We start from the raw sequence: 18,451 nt of genomic DNA, 5'->3' as shown, positions 1-18,451 counted from the left end.
TGAGTCTACATAACTTTGTATAATATCACAAATGGGGGGTTAGCTAGTGGATATAAGTGCTTATCCTAGTTTAAGTCGCTATAAAGCAAGAGAGAACACTGGTTCACTATCTTCAAACAGACTTGCAATGCAAATAAGTTTTGCCATGTGGAAATTATTTGAACTTTTTCAAAAAGAGGACTTTCTTGTTGTCATGGACTATATAGATGATATAGCAATCTTTTCATTTTCCAGTAAAAAGCCCAATATTGTTACCTATCAATTAAAAACAAAGGATTCAAGTACAGGTAATTTTGAGTTAAAAACCCTAGTGAGAAATAATGTTTTTTTAAAATTGTATGACCACATTGAAAAATTAGATGATGATATTAGAGAAATATACCTAGTGACAAATAATCCATTGAAGTATAAGAGTAAGACTATAACTGGAAAACATATAGCATTTAAAGACTTAGAGAAAGATTTTAAAGAACTTATCGAGGAAAATATGTCAACCAGTGAATCTTTTAATGCAAAGGGATTATCTTCAAAATTTATTTACTCATTGATTGATATGTCAATACATAATCATAAAGATATTTCTCAATCAAAGTTAAATGAACTGTTAATAAGAGAAGATATAAATATTAGTGTTAAATCAGCAAACGCACTTTTTAGTACATTGCTAGATATATTAACAACAAAACAAAACTATGAGTTTAGTCTACAAGATGATATAGTTACCGTCCTAAAAAGAAAGAGTTATTCAAAATCTGATTTTAAATTGATTTTAGACAATGTAAGGAAGATTAATGCAGATGTCTTATCTTATGAAGATATATGTTCTTATTATAAAGGGAATATAACACTAAGTTTGAGAGATGAGAGTTTATATAGAAGAGCAATAGCTAGTGTTAAAGAGAAGTGTAATAAATCTCCAAATATATTACAAAATTTAAACGAGTCTATATGTCGATTTATAGAAGAACAAATTGATACCAATACTGATTTGAATAGAAATGACTTAGTAAACCTTCTACAACATACTTTTAATGAAAAGGTTGGTTTAGAATTTTCTAAAGAGGAAAAAGAAGTTCTTTATATGCAAAATATTGAAACGGTATTGAGGGGGTACTAAAAGTCTATGAATAAATTGATAATACAAAAATTAATTATTTTCGATATAGTTGAAAAAAAATCCAAGACAGTATCTTTTAATGATGGAATTAATATTGTTACAAGTAAAGGAAACCAAGTGGGAAAATCCACAATTATGAAATCCATTTATTATACCTTAGGAGCAGAAGTGTTTTTCGCAGATAGGTTTAATTTGAAGACCAAGATACATATTCTGAAGTTCGATGTTCGGGGTGTACAGTATACCTTCATTAGACATGGTGATGTTGTGGCTATTAAAAATGGTCCAAATTTATTTAAAACATCAAGTGCTTCTCAATTATCAACTTTTGTTCAAGAAATAATTGGTTTTTCTGTGTACCTAGAGGATAAACAAAAGAAATATACCATTGCCCCTCCAGTGTTTTATTATGTTCCATATTATATTGACCAAGACCATGGTTGGTCATCTGAGCTAAAGTCATTTAATAACTTAGGACAATTTGATAAGAAAAGTAGAGATAGATTATTTTATTATCATTTAACGATATTAGATGAGGATTATGGAAACAAAATAAAAGATAAGGAAAAATTAGATTCTGATATAGAATCAGAAAGAAAGAAAAAGAATGAAATATTAGGGTTACTTACGTACATTAACAATAATATTACATCATTTAACTTGGAACTAGATTTAAATATATTAGAAATACAAAGAAAAGAAATTCTTAGTAGGTATAAAGGTTATTCTTACGATTTGAATAACATCAGAAGGAAAATATTGGAGTACCAAGAAGAATTATTTAAAATAGAAAATGTTATAAGTAATATTAATAGTACTATAAAACAAAACGATAAGACAAAGAAGGAAATAATACATCAGTTTAATGTTGAATGTCCTCATTGTAGTAATCTCTTTGAGATACAAGATAAAGATATATTAAAAATTAATTATAGTATTGCAGATTTAGATGCATCAAAACTAGAAATGTTAGATTTGAGGGAAAAAGTGCTTGATAAACTAAAAAAAGTGAAGAAAGATTTTAATGAATATGAATTAAAATTAAAAGCCATTGAAGAAGAAAAGGTCAATTCAGAATATACAATGGAAGATATATTAAAATTTAAGGGTTTACATGAAACACGAAAACAATTGAATGAACAACTTGCTTCAATTGTTTTAGAACTAGAAATAAAGTTAGATTCACTAAAGTCTATCAAGGATAAGCTAAAGGTATGGCACGATAGTATAGCTTCTGCTGATAGTAGATATAGAGAAATTTTAAGTGAAAATTTAATTAGATTTAACACTAATGAACACTCTTTACCGAAAAACTTTACTATTGGAAAGAACTTCAAAGCCTCTGGTAGTGGGCAGGTCCGTGTGAATTTAGCTAGAGTATACTCTTTTATTAAGTTGTTAGAAGAGTATAACCAAAATGGATTAAAACTTCCACTAGTCATTGATTCTCCAAAAGGTGGAGAACAAAGTATTTCTAATAGTGAATTAATTTTGGAATTATTAACAGAAAAAGCCCACATTTCGAATCAAATAATATTAGCAACAATTGATTTTGAAGATTTTTATACTGGAGATAAAAAGCAATTTAATATTATAAAATTAAAAAATAATGAATATAGCTTATTGTCAAAAGAGGATTATATGGCAAATAAGAAAACAATCGATTTTTATATTTCTTTATACTTTGATGTAATTAGTAATTTCGAGTAAGGTACATACCGTATGATAATTAATATAAATAAAGACTACATTACAGAATGTAATGTGGTCTTTTTATTATTTTTCACAAAAAATTTCATTTTTGTATGAAACAAGGGGGGATATTTTACAGGAATAAAATATCTAGTAGTTTTTGAATTCCTCAGAACACTTACTCTCAGCAAAAGTGATTAAAATTTTATCACGATACGAAAGCAATTTTATATTTTCATAAAATAATCAAGGGGAAATCAAGAATGCTGTCGAAATTACTTTAAGAGGTGATTTTATGGCTAAAAGAACAAAGAAGCAAGAAAAACAATTAGAAGAAGTAATAAAGGGAAGTTTAATACTTTTAGCGCTGGCTACATATCTTTATACTAAATCAATTGGAATTACGATATTAGTTACATTTATTACGATAGGTTTAATAATTGCTTTTACAATTAATAGGGTAATGAAGCGGAAGAAAATACTGAGGAATTCTGGTATTTTTGAAATTGATAAAATGGATGGCATTCAATTTGAACATTATTTGAAAGAGCTGTTTATCAATCAAGGATATAAGGTTGAAGTGACTAGTGCTAGCGGGGATTTTGGAGCGGACTTAATACTTAAAAAAGATAATAACAAAATTGTGGTACAAGCTAAACGTTTTAGTAAGAGTGTAGGAGTGAAGGCTATACAGGAGGTAAAAGCATCACAAAATTATTATAATGCAAATGAATCTTGGGTTGTTACTAATAACTATTTTACTTCTCCTGCTGAAAAACTTGCTTTGTCAAACAATGTTAAGCTGATTGACCGTGAAGAGCTTATAAAATTGATAACTGCGATGAATCTTACTGCAATTCCAAGTGTGAATTATTCGATGTTAGAGGTTGCATCAACAAAATTAAAATGTGAAAAATGCGGGAATGATTTGGTGCTTAGAAAGAGTACGAGAGGTCGCTTTTATGGTTGTAGTACATATCCAAAGTGTAGAAATACTAAAGAATATAAAGAGCAACAAACTGTTTAAAAATGTTAGATTTCCTATAATATCTAATGTTAAAGTTTAAGAAGGCAATAAATATTATATTTTATAAGAAATGTGTGTTTATTTATAGCTAAATGTATAATTATTTAGTGTCTAGTCACAATTCTATTTTTAATAAGCCAAAACTATATAATTAATTCTGTTGAAAACAGTATTAATAATGAAGGCATAGAACTCCTTTTTTTGAATAGGGGTTCTTTTTATTTTTGCCTACATTATCACGCTTTTGTGAAAGGAGGAATGAGGTTGAGGGATTTAGACCTAAAAGAGACATTACTAAATTATATTAGCAGTTATGGTTCTTCTATTCAGTTTGTGGCAAATAGTATAGGAGTTTCTAGAGAGCATTTGAGCAGATGGCTACACAATGATAATTATGTAATATCAATAGACTTAAAGAAAAAAAAAAAAACTTTTTAAAGGGGAAATAGAATAATGACAACAACATTAAATATAGTAGACGCACCTTGTGGATACGGTAAGACTTCTTGGGCTATTCAGTATATGAATGACATGCATGTAGACACTCATAAGTTTATTTTCGTTACACCATACCTTAATGAAATCTCTAGAATAAGAGAAAGCGTTAAGAGTAGAAATTTCGTTGAACCAACTGTAAGTAATGGAAATACAAAATTAGAAGACCTTCATCAACTATTAGCAGATGGAGCTGATATTTGTACAACACATTCTCTTTTTAAAATGGCTAATGATGAAACAAAACAACTACTTGAAGTAAATAACTATACGCTTATTCTAGATGAAGTCATGAATGTTATTGAAATTGTACCAACCAGGAAAAATGATTTAGATGTCATGTTAGATAGTAATTTAATTGAGTTAGTCCAAAAAGAAAATGGATTGAAATATATAATTTGGAACAAAAACAAACTACATTGTGATTCTAGGTTTAATAATATAAAGAGATTAGCTCTAACAGGAAATCTAATTTACTCTGAAAAAAAGGCAATCATATGGAACTTTCCATGTGATTTTTTTTATGCATTTGAACATGTATTTTTACTAACTTATTTATTTAGAGGGCAAAAACAAAGGTATTATTATGATTTACACAATATTCGTTATAGATATCTTTCAGTTATAAAAATTGGCTTAGATTATAGTTTGATACCTTACAGTGAAAGAATAAAGCTTAACAAAGAGAAATTAGCAAGCCTAATACACATTTATAAGGGAAAGCTAAATGATATTGGAAACGACCCTTACTCATTATCTAAAGAGTGGCTAGAAAAGAAGACAAAATTTGTTTCAGTATTGCGAAGAAATACTTATAACTATCTAACCAATATGTGCAAGGCAAATAAAGACACTGCTTTATGGACGACTCTTAAAGGTGGGGATAAAAAGAAAATACAAAAAAAGGTAGAACCCAAAAGTTTTGTCAATTCATTTTTATCAGTTAATAGTAGGGCAACAAATGAGCATAAGCATAAATATCATCTGGCTTATTTAAGCAATAGGTTTATGAATCCCATTGAGAAGGGATTCTTTAAACAACAAGGCATTGTAGTTGACGAAAAAGCTTGGGCATTATCAGAACTAATACAATGGGTTTGGAGAAGTAGAATAAGAGAGGAACTACCAATAAATATATATATACCTAGTAGTAGGATGCGAAATTTGTTTTTATCATATTTATCAAGTGAGGTATTTGAAGAAGCCCCAGAGAATGCAATTACCAATGAATACCCTAGCGATTGGAATATATGATTATTAGGCAACAAAACTGCCTAAGTGCAAGTGTAAAACCCAAGTAATTTAAGGGTTTTTTTTCAGATTCCTTAAAGAAAAGATTTCATTTTCGAATTAGATTTTTGAGACTGCAAAAAAGTACATTTTTGGGAAGAGCCACCCTTACTAAGCTTCCGCTTAGCTCAGGTGTTCTTCCTCAAAAATATACTTTTTAACGTCTCCTTTTTAATTAGAAGTTAAAAAAGAATATTGAGCATTATAGTTATACCTCAGATTTTCGAAAGCTTGCTTTCGAAAATAGACGAGGAAAAAGCGAAGCTTTTTTCAAAGGCTAATGTGTACCGAACTTGTTCGGTATCTAAAATTCATTTATAGTCCCATATAAATTGTTGAAGATTAATTTAAAAGTAAAGGTAGAATAGAAGATTTGATTTTCATATATTACTTTGATATCTTAGTCTTAACTAAATTTAAAGGGGCTAGAAGTATTGGTTCTATTTCCGTTATCAACTAAAAGTAATCATATTATAAATTTAAAATATATATTTTTTTGCAGAGTGTCGAATAGGCACTCTGTATTTTTTTTGGTTAAAGATGTGCGGGTACTTTATTAGGCACTTTTAATTAAAAATATTTTGGTGGAGGTTATTTAATATGAATAGAAAAATTAATGAAGAACAAGTGAATGATATTGTAAAAATGTATTTGAGTGGCATCTCTTGTTATGAAATTGCAAGGGAATTTAATGTTACTCATATACCAATTAGAAATGCATTATTAAAAAGGGGAATAGAATTAAGACATCCGACAGGAATAAAAAGCAAGTTCACAAATGAAGATGTTATGAAATTATACAAAAAAGGACAATCTATTGGAGAGATTGCTAAAGTAGCAGGTGTTAAAGAACGTGCTATTTGGAATCGTCTTAAAAAGATGGGAGTAGAATTCCCTAGAGGTGGAAAAAGAAAATACAATATAAATGAAGATTATTTTAACACATGGTCATATGAAATGGCGTACATATTAGGATTTATTTTTACAGATGGATGTTTATCTAATAATAAACGTAGTTTTTCAATTTCGCAGAAAGAAGATTATATTTTAGTAGAGATTGCGAAATGTTTAGGAATGCCAGTAGAATGTGTCAAAAAGACGAAACATAATGGAAAGAATTATTACCACCTTACAATAAGTTCAGTTGAGATGTGTAGGAGTTTATGTTGGCATGGTCTAATACCAAACAAATCGCTAACAATTAGTTTTCCTTATATTCAGAAAAGGTATATAGGAGCATTTTTAAGAGGGGTTATCGATGGAAATGGCTGGGTGGATAAAAATTCTTATAGAGTGGTGATTTATACTGGGTCACATAGTTTTGCAGAGGGGTTAAATAAGGTATTACAAAATTTAAACTTTAATTCAAGAATTCGTAGAAGTATAAAAGGATTATATAGTGTTACCATATCTCAAAAGGAGAATGTGCGAATGCTTGCAGATTTAATCTATGAAAAAAAAGGGGGGTTATACTTAAAGAGGAAATACTTGCTATTTAATCGTACTTATAGTTGATAAGGATATAGTTTCAATTAATTAGTATCTCATTCCAATTAACTCAAAATAGTATTAATTGTTTTAAAGAAACTTTCAGAAGGCAGTAACTATTTTCTCACACAATATACGTGAAATGAATATTGGTTTACAAAGCATTAATGGTTGCAATTTCATTTTCAGCCTTAATCGTATCAGTGTTAATGGTAGTTAGTTCTCTGACAAAAAGAAATAACCCACCCTGCATCGGACAATGTTAGGTAATGGGTTATTCTCTCAGTGCCTACATGAGTCACTGCACTTCTTGAATTGATTATACCATTATTTTCCGTTTTATTGCAAATGGTAGAACTTGAAAAAGTGAATAAAATCTAAATTTTATTGAGCAGATCGATTACAAAACATAAATTATATATAAGAGTTTTTTTAGTGTTTCGGGATTTATCACCAAATATGCTAGCCATGTATGGAATGAGTGCTTGTTCTTTCCTCGTTCCTTTCTTCTCCTTGCCGATTACGAGTTTCTGTTTCTTTAGCCCATTTTTCGAACGTTTCTGCATCATTCTCGTATCTTTTTGGATGGCTATAATGAAGTAAATGGAAATATTTGTCGGAGCATTTTTGGTATTCTATCATTTCCCACTTTTTATATGCTTCTTTTTCTTCTTCAGATTTAAAACTACTTTTATATCTGTGTCTTCTTATGTGATTTAAATAACGATACTGGGCTTCATAAAATGTAGGGTAGGTTACTTTCCTTGTTTCACCGTTATGAAGTGCTTGCATAAATAATAGCAATTTCAGGGTAGCTTTGTGGTAGAAATTCTTATAATTCTTATCTACTCCTATATACCAACATTGGTCATCTGCCTCTAAAATAATTTGCTTTGTATATTCACTGAAAACAACGTTAATTCGAACCTTTTCTGTTATATCAGTTGTAGCGGGTTTAAGTAAATTAATTCGATGGTAATGAATTCTTTGAACCATTGGAATTATATTCATAGCGTCAAGTTCTTGAGGAAAAATGATATCTGCTTTTACAAATCCAAATTCATTTATATTCACAACGAAAAAGGTTGCCTGAGATGAGAGCGTACCATCATTGAATTCAATGATGTGATAAATAGAATCATCCATTAAACTAGAACTTAACTCTTTTAACATGGCTACACCCCTATTTTCATCTTCGAAAACGGTTAAGTATTAAGCGTAAAAAATTAATTCGAGTTTTTTACCAATAATTCTGTCAATTTCGCCAAAGTATCTTTCAACTTTCAAAATAAATTCCCCTTTATTTGTAAAAAGAAGTATATAACTACTGAAAAACATCTCCCTCAATACTAACATAATTTTCATATTACTGAAAATTTGAAGTTGGCTGTTTTATCTCTAAATTCAGTTATAGCAAGATGTTAGAGTGGAAGCAAATATTATGTTGTTATGTCCTCTTTGTCATTTAAAAGTGAATTATGCAACAATAGATGATAGTATCCCTTTCTTAAGAGTTATATTTTGTTTTTATTTATTCACAGGGTATATTAAATATTTTTATTCACATATTTATCGTAAATTTCAAAAGGGTTAGTCTTGTGCTTATAGAACTGTTTACCTATTAGGAGGATGATATTGTGAATATTGAATTAGCAAAGCGCAGAATTCTGGAATTACAGAACTATGTTGATTTAACTGAATCTTATGTTGCTGATAGTTTTGAAAAACATGTAATCAAAGAGTATGCGATTACTGGAAGTGTTGTAAAAGTTGTTGAAAAGCTGAATGAGTTAGGGTTTAAAATTGATGAAAGTAAAGTAGAAAGTAAGGATGTTTCTGCTGTGATAAATACCAATCCTAGTAAAAGTGATGATGAATTACATAGAATTGTTAGGAAGTTTTATAGAAGGAAAATAAAAAAATTGTAAGTTGGGTATAATACTTTCTGCTTTTTCAACATTCCTAGGATAAAAATAATCACCATAGGGTATAGGAGAGAAATAAATGAACACTTGGATATTTCAGGGGAATCCAACGAAATTTAATATAAATGATTATATATTAGAAAATAAAACAATATGGTGGTCAATTAGACAGACTCACTTAGCAGATGTTATTCAATTAGGCGACGAAGTGTTTATATGGCGTTCATATGGCGGTGAAAGAGATAGTGGAGGAATAGTTGCAAGAACGGAAGTCATTACATTACCTCAAGAATATACAAATGATGATGAATCTGCTATGTATTGGTATGAAGATGTTAGTGGTGATACATATTTAGCGGTAGAACTTAGAGTACTTGAAGTTGATATAGAGGTGGGAATAAATCGAATAGAATTAACTGAACATCCTAAGTTAAAAGATTTAATGATACTCAGATTAAAACAGAATACTAATTATCTAGTAGATGAAAAACACAAGAGCTATTTAAAGCAACTATGGTACAGTAGATATTCTGTTAATAAAAAAGACATAGCTACAAGGTTTCCGCTTGTTGAATCATTAGAGCAAGTTAAAGAAAATATGAAGCAGTTTGAAAAAGATTTAATTGAGGTAAAAGAGCTGGAAGACCAACTAAAATCATTCCAACAATGGTATTACATACATGATAAGGAGCTTTTAGCTCCAAGTAAGTTTATTGGTTACCAAGATATGAAAGGACATATGTATGTTGATAAGGATGCAATAGAGGGGCTTCATGGAGGAACAACTGAAGTTAGATTAAAAAAACTGGGGTTTGTCATAATAGAAAATGAACTTTTGAAAAAGTATATTCAACAAAAGTTAAAAGGTAAAACAAGGAAAGACTTCTCGGTAAATATTTTAAAGTCAGAACGTCAACAGATAGAATCAATTTTTGTTCATTCGTCTATAGATAAAAGTGAAAAACAATTAAGTGTAGATTTCCATAAGGAAATGCTTATCATTTATGATAAATCTAAGACTATAGGTTATGTTCCAACTAAGTTTAGACAGATGGTTGCTAATGAGGGTGGTCTAAGAACAGCCAAAAAGCTCATCAATAGTAAAAATTTATCAGATGGATTTGCAGAATTAGCACGTTTAGGAAGGTTAGATTTAACAGTTGAATCGTTGATTTTACAAAGAAAGTATAAACCTTTATTTACCAAAGAGGAATTACTAATAGCAAGAGAGAGATTATCTCAACTAGGATATCATTTCGAAGAAGAAAGAAGTGAAAATGATGTTCTCTTACCTCCATTAGATTCTAATGGGCGGGTTAGAGAATACAATTCTTATCCAGATGAACTGAAAGGAAAAGTGATATACGAACACTTAATTAACAATAAAACGCATCGTTGGATGGATATTAATGTACTTGGACGTGGGGAGAACAATAATGGTCGTGATTCAGCAAATATCCTTCACTATTTGGGCTTGAGAGCAAATTATAGGGGTCTTTTTAAGGGGAAATTGCTAAAAGAAGTAGTAGAATTTCTTCAAAATAAAGGCGAAGATTATGCAGATATTGTTCGTCTATTAATAGTTTATGGTAAATCGGAAGAATTATATGAAAATGTAAAGTCTGATATTGAATCTCAAGAAATAGAAGAAGGGAATGGAATTGAGGGAACAAAGAAGTCATATCTCGTAAATAAATATGAACGTGTCCCTAAAAATAGAAAAAAAGCAATTGAAATTCATGGACTAAATTGTTATGTTTGTGGTTTTAACTTTGAAGAAGTCTATGGTGAACGTGGCAAAGACTTTATAGAAGTTCATCATATTAGCCCATTAAGCACATTGGAAGAAGCAGTTGAAATAAATCCCAAAACAGATTTAGTTCCCTTATGTGCAAACTGTCATCGAATGATACATAGAAGAAAAGATGAAATCTTAACGATTGAAGAGTTGAGAGAGATATTAAAAAGAAATAAAAGAGATTAAATAGTACATAGTTTTCTATAAATATAATAATAGAACTGTTTACTATTTAAAGGAGTAATAAAATACATGTTATCAAAAATACTGAGTGGCTTTTCTAAGAAAAAGCCACCTAAAGAAGAAGCTATTTCTGCCACTAACCTTAAAGCAAGTAAGGTTAAGGTTACACCCACAAGAATTGGGGAAATTGGTGAATAAAAAATAAACATTCAACTTGACCAACTTCCTAAAAACTGTAAGTATCTACAGGATATATTAATTCCAAATCGATATTCAAAATCAGGTTTCTCTCAAATTGACCATGTTGTTATTACTCCTTACGCAATATTTGTTGTTGAGACTAAAAATTACACTGGAACTATTTATGGTGAGAGAAGTAGAGCAAAATGGTCAGTTAATGGTAAATTTCCAATGATGAATCCTTTTAATCAAAATTATGGGCATATACAGGCGATTAAGGGAGTTCTACAAACAATGGATGATACACAATTTGTATCGATGGTGTCTATTAATAAAAGGTGTACTTTTAAAGTAAATGAAGAATTAAGAAAGATACAATCTAATGATTTGATTGTATATGATACAGAACTTTCGGAGTTTATTAAGAGAAAGATTAATGTACTAAAGCTCCAGCATCGAAAACCTAGAAATGCAGATGATGATATACAGGATATGTATAATAAATTGAAGGTGGCTAATATAACTGATTTACAGATTAGAAATGAGCATGTCGAAAAGTTGAAAAATAAGGACAGTGAAGAGAGTGTTAAGAAAGAGAAACTTTTATCAACATGTAAAGTTTGTGGAAAGGTAGTTTCTGAAAAGGTAAAGTCATATTGTCTATCCAACAAAAATCGGTTTAAAGGTAATATATATTGTTATGAACATCAAAAACCTCATCAGTAAAGAATGATGAGGTTTTTATTTTGGTGGTGTTTATTTGTCCGTTTGAAAAGGTGAAAAATTTTCAATAATGATTTTGTCCTATTAATATAAATATTATGTAAAAGTTTGGTATACTTTGTCTTAATAAACAAAGTAATTTGATTAGTAAATCTAAATTTTGTTGGGGTGAAAAAATGTCATATGATTTGTCAGTTCTCGCTCCAGATGAGTTTGAACTACTATGTAAAGACTTGTATGAATCAGAGAATAATATTAAACTTGAAAACTTCAAAAATGGTAGAGATGGTGGGATAGATTTAAGATACACCATACCTAGAGGGAAAAAGAAAGTAATAATACAATGTAAAAGAAGTAGTGATTATAATAATTTAATAAAAAATTTAAAAAAAGATGTAGATAAAGTAAAGAAATTAAACCCGAGTAAATACATAGTAATGACTTCAGCAGGTCTTAGTCCTTTAAATAAAGATGAAATCATTAAAATGTTTTCAGGATATATTAAGTCCACCTCGGATATAATCGGTGGGGATGAGATTCAAAGACAAATAATAAAGCATACTGATGTTGAAAGACGTCATTATAAATTATGGATTGGAAGTACAAACATACTACAAACAATTGTTAATAATAATATCTTAAATCGGTCAAGTTTTACTGCAACGCAGATACAACAAAGGATTAAATATTTTGTTCAGAATGATAGTTTTAAGATTGCAAAGGAAATACTGAAAAATAATGGATTCTTAATCTTATCTGGCAATCCTGGAGTAGGAAAGACTACACTTGCAGATATGCTTAGTTTTAATTATATAGCTAGTGGTTATTCCTTTTATGAAATCTCTGAAAACATCGAGGAGGCAGAAAAGGTTTTTGAAAATGACAAGAAACAGATATTCTATTACGATGATTTTTTAGGAAGAAACTTTTTAGAAAGAAGCCTTACTAAAAACGAAGACCGAAGACTTCTAAACTTTATTGATAAAATAACATCAATGAATAATAAAAAATTCATTTTAACAACTCGGGAATATATATTAAGACAAGCTCAGATGAAATATGATTTACTTAATGATTCAAAGATAGATTTGAATAAGCACATAGTAAACGTTGAAAAATATAATAAGTACATTAAGGCAAAAATTTTATATAACCACTTGTTTTTTTCATCTGTTCCTCAAGAATATTTAGAGAATATTAAGCATCTTAAGAACTATAAAAGAATAATTAATCATAAAAACTATAACCCAAGGCTAATTAATTTAATGACTAATAGTATACTAATAGATAATGTAAGTAGCGATAAGTATGCAGACGAATTTATAAGAAAATTAGATTATCCTGATGAGATTTGGCAAGAAGCTTTTGAGAATACAATTAGAGATTACTCACAATGGATACTATATGTTTTATTAGTTATGGGTGAGCGGGTTGAAAAGTCAGAGTTAGAGAGCGGTTTTAACAATTTAAATTTATTACTTAATAATAAATTCGGAAATAGGGATTTTAAAAAAGGTTTACGTGAATTGGAAAAAACTTTTATTAAAATTAATATCATTAATAATAATTTCCCTGGAATAAGCAAAGGTACATATATTTCATTCCAAAACCCATCAATTAAAGATTTCTTAATTAAGTATATTTCTCATGAAAATTATATAGTAAATATGCTTTGGAAATCTGTCCCAAATGCTGTCCCTTTAATTCATTCGTTTAGTACTGATAATGTTAACGAGAAAAAAATCCCTCTAGATTCAACTATTATTAATGATGTTTTAAATGTTTTTTGTGAAAGATTTAATAGTTTTTCGGATTGTGGGAGTGAGAGACAAAAAATATGGGTAATTAAGAATGTTTCAGAGGTATTTATAGTTGATAATTTTCATCAGTTAAAAAATCTCATTATACAGGAAATGAAAAATATTGAACAAAATAACAATATTTATAATTCTGAATTTTTACATCTTTTACACAAGTTTAAGTCATTTTTAGATAAGCACCTAGATTATAAAGAAATACTTCTTAGAGTTATTAATAGTACAGGTGATTATACTGACTTAGAACTTATTTTCTATATGCAAGAAAAATTCTATGATTTATTCAGTACAATAAGTAGTGAATTTGATGTAGAAGGTACTATTTTAAAAGTAATTGAGAGCGATATGGAGAATGTAATAGAAGATGAATTTGAAGGATTAGATGAAGAGGATTTAAGACAAAGAATTGATTTGTATGAGAATGTTAAAAGTCTTTTCAAAATTGATATAGATGAACATTTAGATTTGTTAGAAGATACATTATCTGATATAAGTGAATCACAGCTAAATGATGACTATGATGGCTATGATGAAGACCCTAATGATTTTATGGATGATTACTATAGCTATAAAGAAGATAGCGAAATAGATAGTTTATTTGATTCATTGGAATAAATATTATTGACGGATGATGCCTCTCGTCCGTCAAAAGGGACAACACCGTTTAGTGGGAAAATATAGTTTAGTAAGGAAGACTGATAGAAAATATGGTTTCCATCAACCATAATTGTAGATTTAATCATGCTTTTATAATAATTCTATGTCCCGTACAGACCATATTGCGAAGTTAAATATAAAAAGTGAAAGGTCACCAATTAAGGTGACCTTTTAATTTATGTAAACTCAAGTTGTGGTAGTTGCTCTCTTATTTTCGTTTTGATTTAGCTTGTGCCAAAGCAGAACCAGCCACTGATTTTGTAGCACTGCTATATCGACCATCTTTTAGGATTTTCGAAGCTGTGGAAGCTACTTTTGGACTAGTTACTTTTTTAGATGATTTAACCATTCAATCACCACCTTTTAAACTGATTATATATTAAATAAATGGAATTATCAATATGTAGTATGGTTTATTGAAATTAAGACACTACATGTTGATATTTTTCGTATCTGAAGGTGTGCGATTACTAGTTAATAAGTTAGTTTTATGGTAAAATATTACTAAGGGGACTAATTGGCTGTTAGGAAACTAGGAGGTTCTTAACAGTGAAAGGTAGTATAAAGAAAGATAAGAATACAGGTAAGTACTTTTACATTGTGGACATTGGTAAAGACCCGTTAACTGGTAAAAGAAAACAAAAAAGAAAGAAAGGGTTTTGTACAAAGAAGGAAGCAGAAATTGCACTTACTGAATTGCTAAAAGAATTAAATGAAGGCTTCTTAACACAGAGTAAAATCTCATTAGATGATTATATGAATACATGGTTTAAGGAAAGAAAGGTAGTTGTACAAAAGTCCACACTGAGAACAAATTTTTCCTTTTATCGAAACTATATTTCTCCTAGTATAGGCAGATTGAGTATTCAAGAATTGACGCCAATTGTTCTACAAAGTTTTGCAAATACACTTATAAACAATGGACAATTGTCTGTTGGCACTATTCATAAAATATTTGATATCTTGAAAGTAGCTATTAACAGAGCTGTCAAGCTAAGAGTAGTTAAAGAGAATTACACTAGTTACGTTGAACTACCCAAAAAGCAGAAGAAAGAAATGAATGTGTGGGACAACCAACAAGTCAATTTGTTCATTCAACGAGTCAAATCCAAAAGGATTGATGACCATTTCTTAACAGCGTATTTACTTGCATTGCTAACTGGAATGCGCCAAGGAGAAATATTGGGTTTAAGGTGGAAAGATGTAGATTTTGATAAGAAACAGCTTTATATAAGGCAAGTATTAACTCATGATGGTAAAGAGTTAAGGGTTGGAACAAAAACTGCTTCTGGAACAAGAACTATAAGTATTTCAGACAATTTAGTTAGTTACTTACGACAATCTAGGAAGAAATTATTGGAGAACAAATTGATGTTTGGGAGCAAATATGTAGATAATGACTTAGTTGTCTGTACTAAAAAAGGAAAACCTGTTAATCCCTCAAACCTTCTAAAAACATTCAAAAAAGACGTTGAGGAGACAGGCTTGCCTTGTATTAGATTTCATGATTTACGTCATACTCATGCAACTTTACTAATAGAAAAAGATATTAATCCAAAAGTAATACAGGAACGGCTAGGGCATGCACGAATAGGGATAACCTTAGATATTTATAGCCATGTACTTCCAAGTATGCAACAGCATGTAGCAGATAAACTGGATGAAATAATGATAATTTAACAATCTCGTGACTCTTTTGTGACTTGTTGTTAATCACTACGTTTGGCAAACCTTAATAACCCAATGTTCTTGATTGTTTCACCCTCTTCGAGCATGGAAGGCGGTGAAATAATGTCAACTAAGAATATTGAAGAGAAGCAGTATCTTGTCCGTTTTAAAGCTGATACAAAATCCCATTTAACAGTGTTAGACCATGATATTTGCATGACGAAATGCCCTGATAAAATCTGTACTGTCTTTTGCCCTGCTGAAGTGTATAAATGGGAAGGATTAAGAATGCAAGTCGGCTATGAAGGCTGCCACGAATGCGGGAGCTGCCGAATTGGCTGTCCATATCAAAATATTAAATGGGAGTATCCAAAGGGCGGACACGGAATTGTATTTAGGCTTGCTTAATTTACGTTTTTTTGGAGTTTAAGATAAATAGAGAAGCTATTTAATATTAGTAGGCGAAGGACGGTGCTATACATAGCAGCGTCTTTTTATTTTTTTGCTCACAAAGATAAATGAGTAATGACTATGTATAAAATTTCACATATTGAGGCAAAAAGAGATGAGAAGATTCGGAGGATTATCTATCTAAATTCTTTCATTCAGTTTAGAAAAATATAACTGATCATTTTTACTGCATTTTTCTAGGTCATTTGCGTGATTATAGGCCATATGGATGGAATCATAAATTGGAGATGAATAATAAGGGGAATTCCATGAAAAGCTGCCAGTTGAATCTGAAGGATAAATGGTTACTTTCCAAATATAAAACACTGCTTCTTGATCCTTCGTTTCACCTTCTAGTGCAATAAGCCAATGGGAATGATCAGGCAAGTCAGCTGAAATTAAATTTTTCAGGCAATTCTTGTCATTACTACCAATTGGAACCAGTGCCTTTTGATAAAAATCTTTATAATTCGTTGGACACATTATTTGTCACTCCTATCTATACGTAATAATTATCTTTGTATACATTATATGGAATAAAACCATGGAATTTCCTTATAATGAAATATTTATTCTAAAAATTCAAATAATTTTGCCAAAAAACAAAAGCAGGGTTGCCCCTGCTGGTTTTAGTTTGAATTCCATTCGTTCACTTTTTGATCAGATGGTAGAAGCAGTGTGATGAATCCAAGTAATGGTAAGAATCCTGTTAGAATCATAGTTTGTGTAATTCCAATCAAATCTGCTAGATAACCAATTACCATTGATCCAATAGCACCCATTCCAAAAGCAAGTCCTACAGTAAGTCCAGCCATCGTTCCGATTTTCCCTGGAACAAGCTCTTGTGCATATACGACAGTTACTGAAAAGCTTGACATTAAAACGAATCCAGTTAATGCAAGCAAACAGACTGCTGCTGCCGGAGGAACAAATGGAATTAAAATAGTTAGTGGTGCAGATATAATCATAGATAGAAAGATTACAACCTTTTTACCAAAACGGTCTGCAAGCGGGCCGCCAAAGAAGGTCCCCAGTGCACCAGACACTAAAAAGACGAAAAGAAAAATTTGCGCTTGTTTAATAGAAAAATCATAATGCTTGATCATATAGAAAGAATAATAATTAGTCATCCCCGAAATATACCATGAACGGGCAAAAATTAAAAACAGAACTAGTACAAGTGCCGTTTTAACTGCTTTAGACAGTCCTTTTTGGTTGGAAAGAGCTGAATTGATTTTTTTCTTGGAAACTGCTCTTTCAACTTGAAGTTTATTTGCATACCAAAAGGCTATATATGTGAGAAGACCAACAGCAACGGCAGCAACAGCTGTAAACCATGCAGCACCAATTTGACCGAGCGGAACTAGTATTAGAGCTGTAATAAGAGGTGCCATTGCCTGCCCGCTATTCCCGCCTACCTGGTAAATGGATTGTGCTAAACCACGTTTGGAACCAGCTGCCATGAACGCTACTCTTGAGCCTTCAGGATGGAAAATCGCTGATCCAAGACCAATAAAGATAACGGAAATGACAATAAATTCAAAGCTTTGGGAAAGTGCAAGCCCTAATACGCCAAACATGCTTGACGTTAAGCCAATTGGCAAAGCAAAAGGCATTGGTTTCTTGTCTGTTACTATACCTACTGCAGGCTGCAAAACAGAAGAAACCATATTTAAGGCGAAGCCAATAATTCCTAGCTGGGTATACGTTAGACCCATGGATTTTTCCAGTATCGGAAACATAGCTGGAATAATAGATTGCAGGGAATCATTTAATAAGTGGCAGAGGCCTAAGATGATTAATATTTTAAATGATGTTTCATTACTTTTCATAAGTGGCTTGGAAGCCGCTGCGATATTGCTCATTCAAAGGACTCCTTTATCAATAAATAATTTAGTATTTCTAACTAAATATAATACATGATTATTAAGGTTTACGAAA

Annotated in this window: 16 protein-coding genes; 12 read left to right on the top strand and 4 right to left on the bottom strand. The window is 30.4% G+C overall.

The features are described from left to right. Nucleotides 1-46 precede the first annotated feature (46 nt). The 5 genes from H0173_RS03055 to H0173_RS03035 all read left to right on the top strand — a co-directional run bounded on the left by H0173_RS03055 (nucleotide 47) and on the right by H0173_RS03035 (nucleotide 7,136). Nucleotides 47-1,117 carry a dsDNA nuclease domain-containing protein gene (locus H0173_RS03055; RefSeq protein WP_221844435.1) on the top strand — a complete coding sequence of 357 codons (1,071 nt, stop codon included), beginning with the start codon at nucleotides 47-49 and terminating at the stop codon, nucleotides 1,115-1,117. Between the two features lie 6 nt (nucleotides 1,118-1,123). Further along, nucleotides 1,124-2,827, top strand: coding sequence for a coiled-coil domain-containing protein (locus H0173_RS03050; RefSeq protein WP_221844434.1), 1,704 nt, complete (start codon nucleotides 1,124-1,126; stop codon nucleotides 2,825-2,827). Nucleotides 2,828-3,104: 277 nt separating this feature from the next. After that, a complete protein-coding gene (locus tag H0173_RS03045; protein ID WP_221844433.1) occupies nucleotides 3,105-3,836 on the top strand; it encodes a restriction endonuclease in 732 nt (243 codons plus the stop codon). A 453-nt stretch (nucleotides 3,837-4,289) separates the two neighbouring features. Continuing rightward, nucleotides 4,290-5,585, top strand: a complete 1,296-nt coding sequence (locus tag H0173_RS03040) for a DEAD/DEAH box helicase family protein (protein WP_221844432.1) — start codon at nucleotides 4,290-4,292, stop codon at nucleotides 5,583-5,585. Between the two features lie 636 nt (nucleotides 5,586-6,221). After that, nucleotides 6,222-7,136, top strand: coding sequence for an LAGLIDADG family homing endonuclease (locus tag H0173_RS03035; RefSeq protein WP_221844431.1), 915 nt, complete (start codon nucleotides 6,222-6,224; stop codon nucleotides 7,134-7,136). Nucleotides 7,137-7,571: 435 nt separating this feature from the next. On the opposite strand, the gene H0173_RS03030 is transcribed toward H0173_RS03035, so the two are convergent. Next, nucleotides 7,572-8,282, bottom strand: a complete 711-nt coding sequence (locus H0173_RS03030) for a hypothetical protein (protein ID WP_221844430.1) — start codon at nucleotides 8,280-8,282, stop codon at nucleotides 7,572-7,574. A 464-nt stretch (nucleotides 8,283-8,746) separates the two neighbouring features. Between H0173_RS03030 and H0173_RS03025 the strand changes: the two genes are divergently transcribed. From H0173_RS03025 to H0173_RS03010, 5 genes are all read left to right on the top strand, one after another. After that, the gene (locus tag H0173_RS03025; protein WP_221844429.1) at nucleotides 8,747-9,037 is read left to right on the top strand and encodes a hypothetical protein; all 291 of its coding nucleotides are present in this window, start codon (nucleotides 8,747-8,749) and stop codon (nucleotides 9,035-9,037) included. Nucleotides 9,038-9,113: 76 nt separating this feature from the next. Beyond that, a complete protein-coding gene (locus H0173_RS03020; protein WP_221844428.1) occupies nucleotides 9,114-11,018 on the top strand; it encodes an EVE domain-containing protein in 1,905 nt (634 codons plus the stop codon). Between the two features lie 66 nt (nucleotides 11,019-11,084). Then, a complete protein-coding gene (locus tag H0173_RS22135) occupies nucleotides 11,085-11,213 on the top strand; it encodes a hypothetical protein (protein WP_260630982.1) in 129 nt (42 codons plus the stop codon). 3 nt (nucleotides 11,214-11,216) lie between these two features. After that, nucleotides 11,217-11,921, top strand: coding sequence for a nuclease-related domain-containing protein (locus tag H0173_RS03015; RefSeq protein WP_313770602.1), 705 nt, complete (start codon nucleotides 11,217-11,219; stop codon nucleotides 11,919-11,921). Between the two features lie 173 nt (nucleotides 11,922-12,094). After that, a complete protein-coding gene (locus H0173_RS03010) occupies nucleotides 12,095-14,350 on the top strand; it encodes an nSTAND3 domain-containing NTPase (RefSeq protein ID WP_221844427.1) in 2,256 nt (751 codons plus the stop codon). Nucleotides 14,351-14,600: 250 nt separating this feature from the next. On the opposite strand, the gene H0173_RS03005 is transcribed toward H0173_RS03010, so the two are convergent. Beyond that, on the bottom strand, nucleotides 14,601-14,741 hold the full coding sequence (locus tag H0173_RS03005; protein WP_221844426.1) for a hypothetical protein: 141 nt from the start codon (nucleotides 14,739-14,741) through the stop codon (nucleotides 14,601-14,603). Nucleotides 14,742-14,941: 200 nt separating this feature from the next. Between H0173_RS03005 and H0173_RS03000 the strand changes: the two genes are divergently transcribed. Continuing rightward, nucleotides 14,942-16,072: a tyrosine-type recombinase/integrase gene (locus H0173_RS03000; protein ID WP_221844425.1), complete on the top strand. Its 1,131-nt coding sequence runs from the start codon at nucleotides 14,942-14,944 to the stop codon at nucleotides 16,070-16,072. A gap of 111 nt (nucleotides 16,073-16,183) precedes the next feature. Beyond that, nucleotides 16,184-16,468, top strand: a complete 285-nt coding sequence (locus tag H0173_RS02995; protein ID WP_260630981.1) for a ferredoxin family protein — start codon at nucleotides 16,184-16,186, stop codon at nucleotides 16,466-16,468. A gap of 183 nt (nucleotides 16,469-16,651) precedes the next feature. On the opposite strand, the gene H0173_RS02990 is transcribed toward H0173_RS02995, so the two are convergent. Then, complete coding sequence (locus H0173_RS02990; protein WP_221844424.1) at nucleotides 16,652-16,993, bottom strand: hypothetical protein; 342 nt, start codon at nucleotides 16,991-16,993, stop codon at nucleotides 16,652-16,654. A 146-nt stretch (nucleotides 16,994-17,139) separates the two neighbouring features. Beyond that, entirely contained in the window at nucleotides 17,140-18,375 is a 1,236-nt protein-coding gene (locus H0173_RS02985; protein ID WP_221844423.1) for an MFS transporter, read from the bottom strand. Nucleotides 18,376-18,451 lie beyond the last annotated feature (76 nt).

Source organism: Bacillus sp. S/N-304-OC-R1, from assembly GCF_019749375.1.
Classification (GTDB): Bacteria; Bacillota; Bacilli; order Bacillales; family Cytobacillaceae; genus Cytobacillus.
This window is presented reverse-complemented; position numbering and strand designations above follow the sequence as displayed.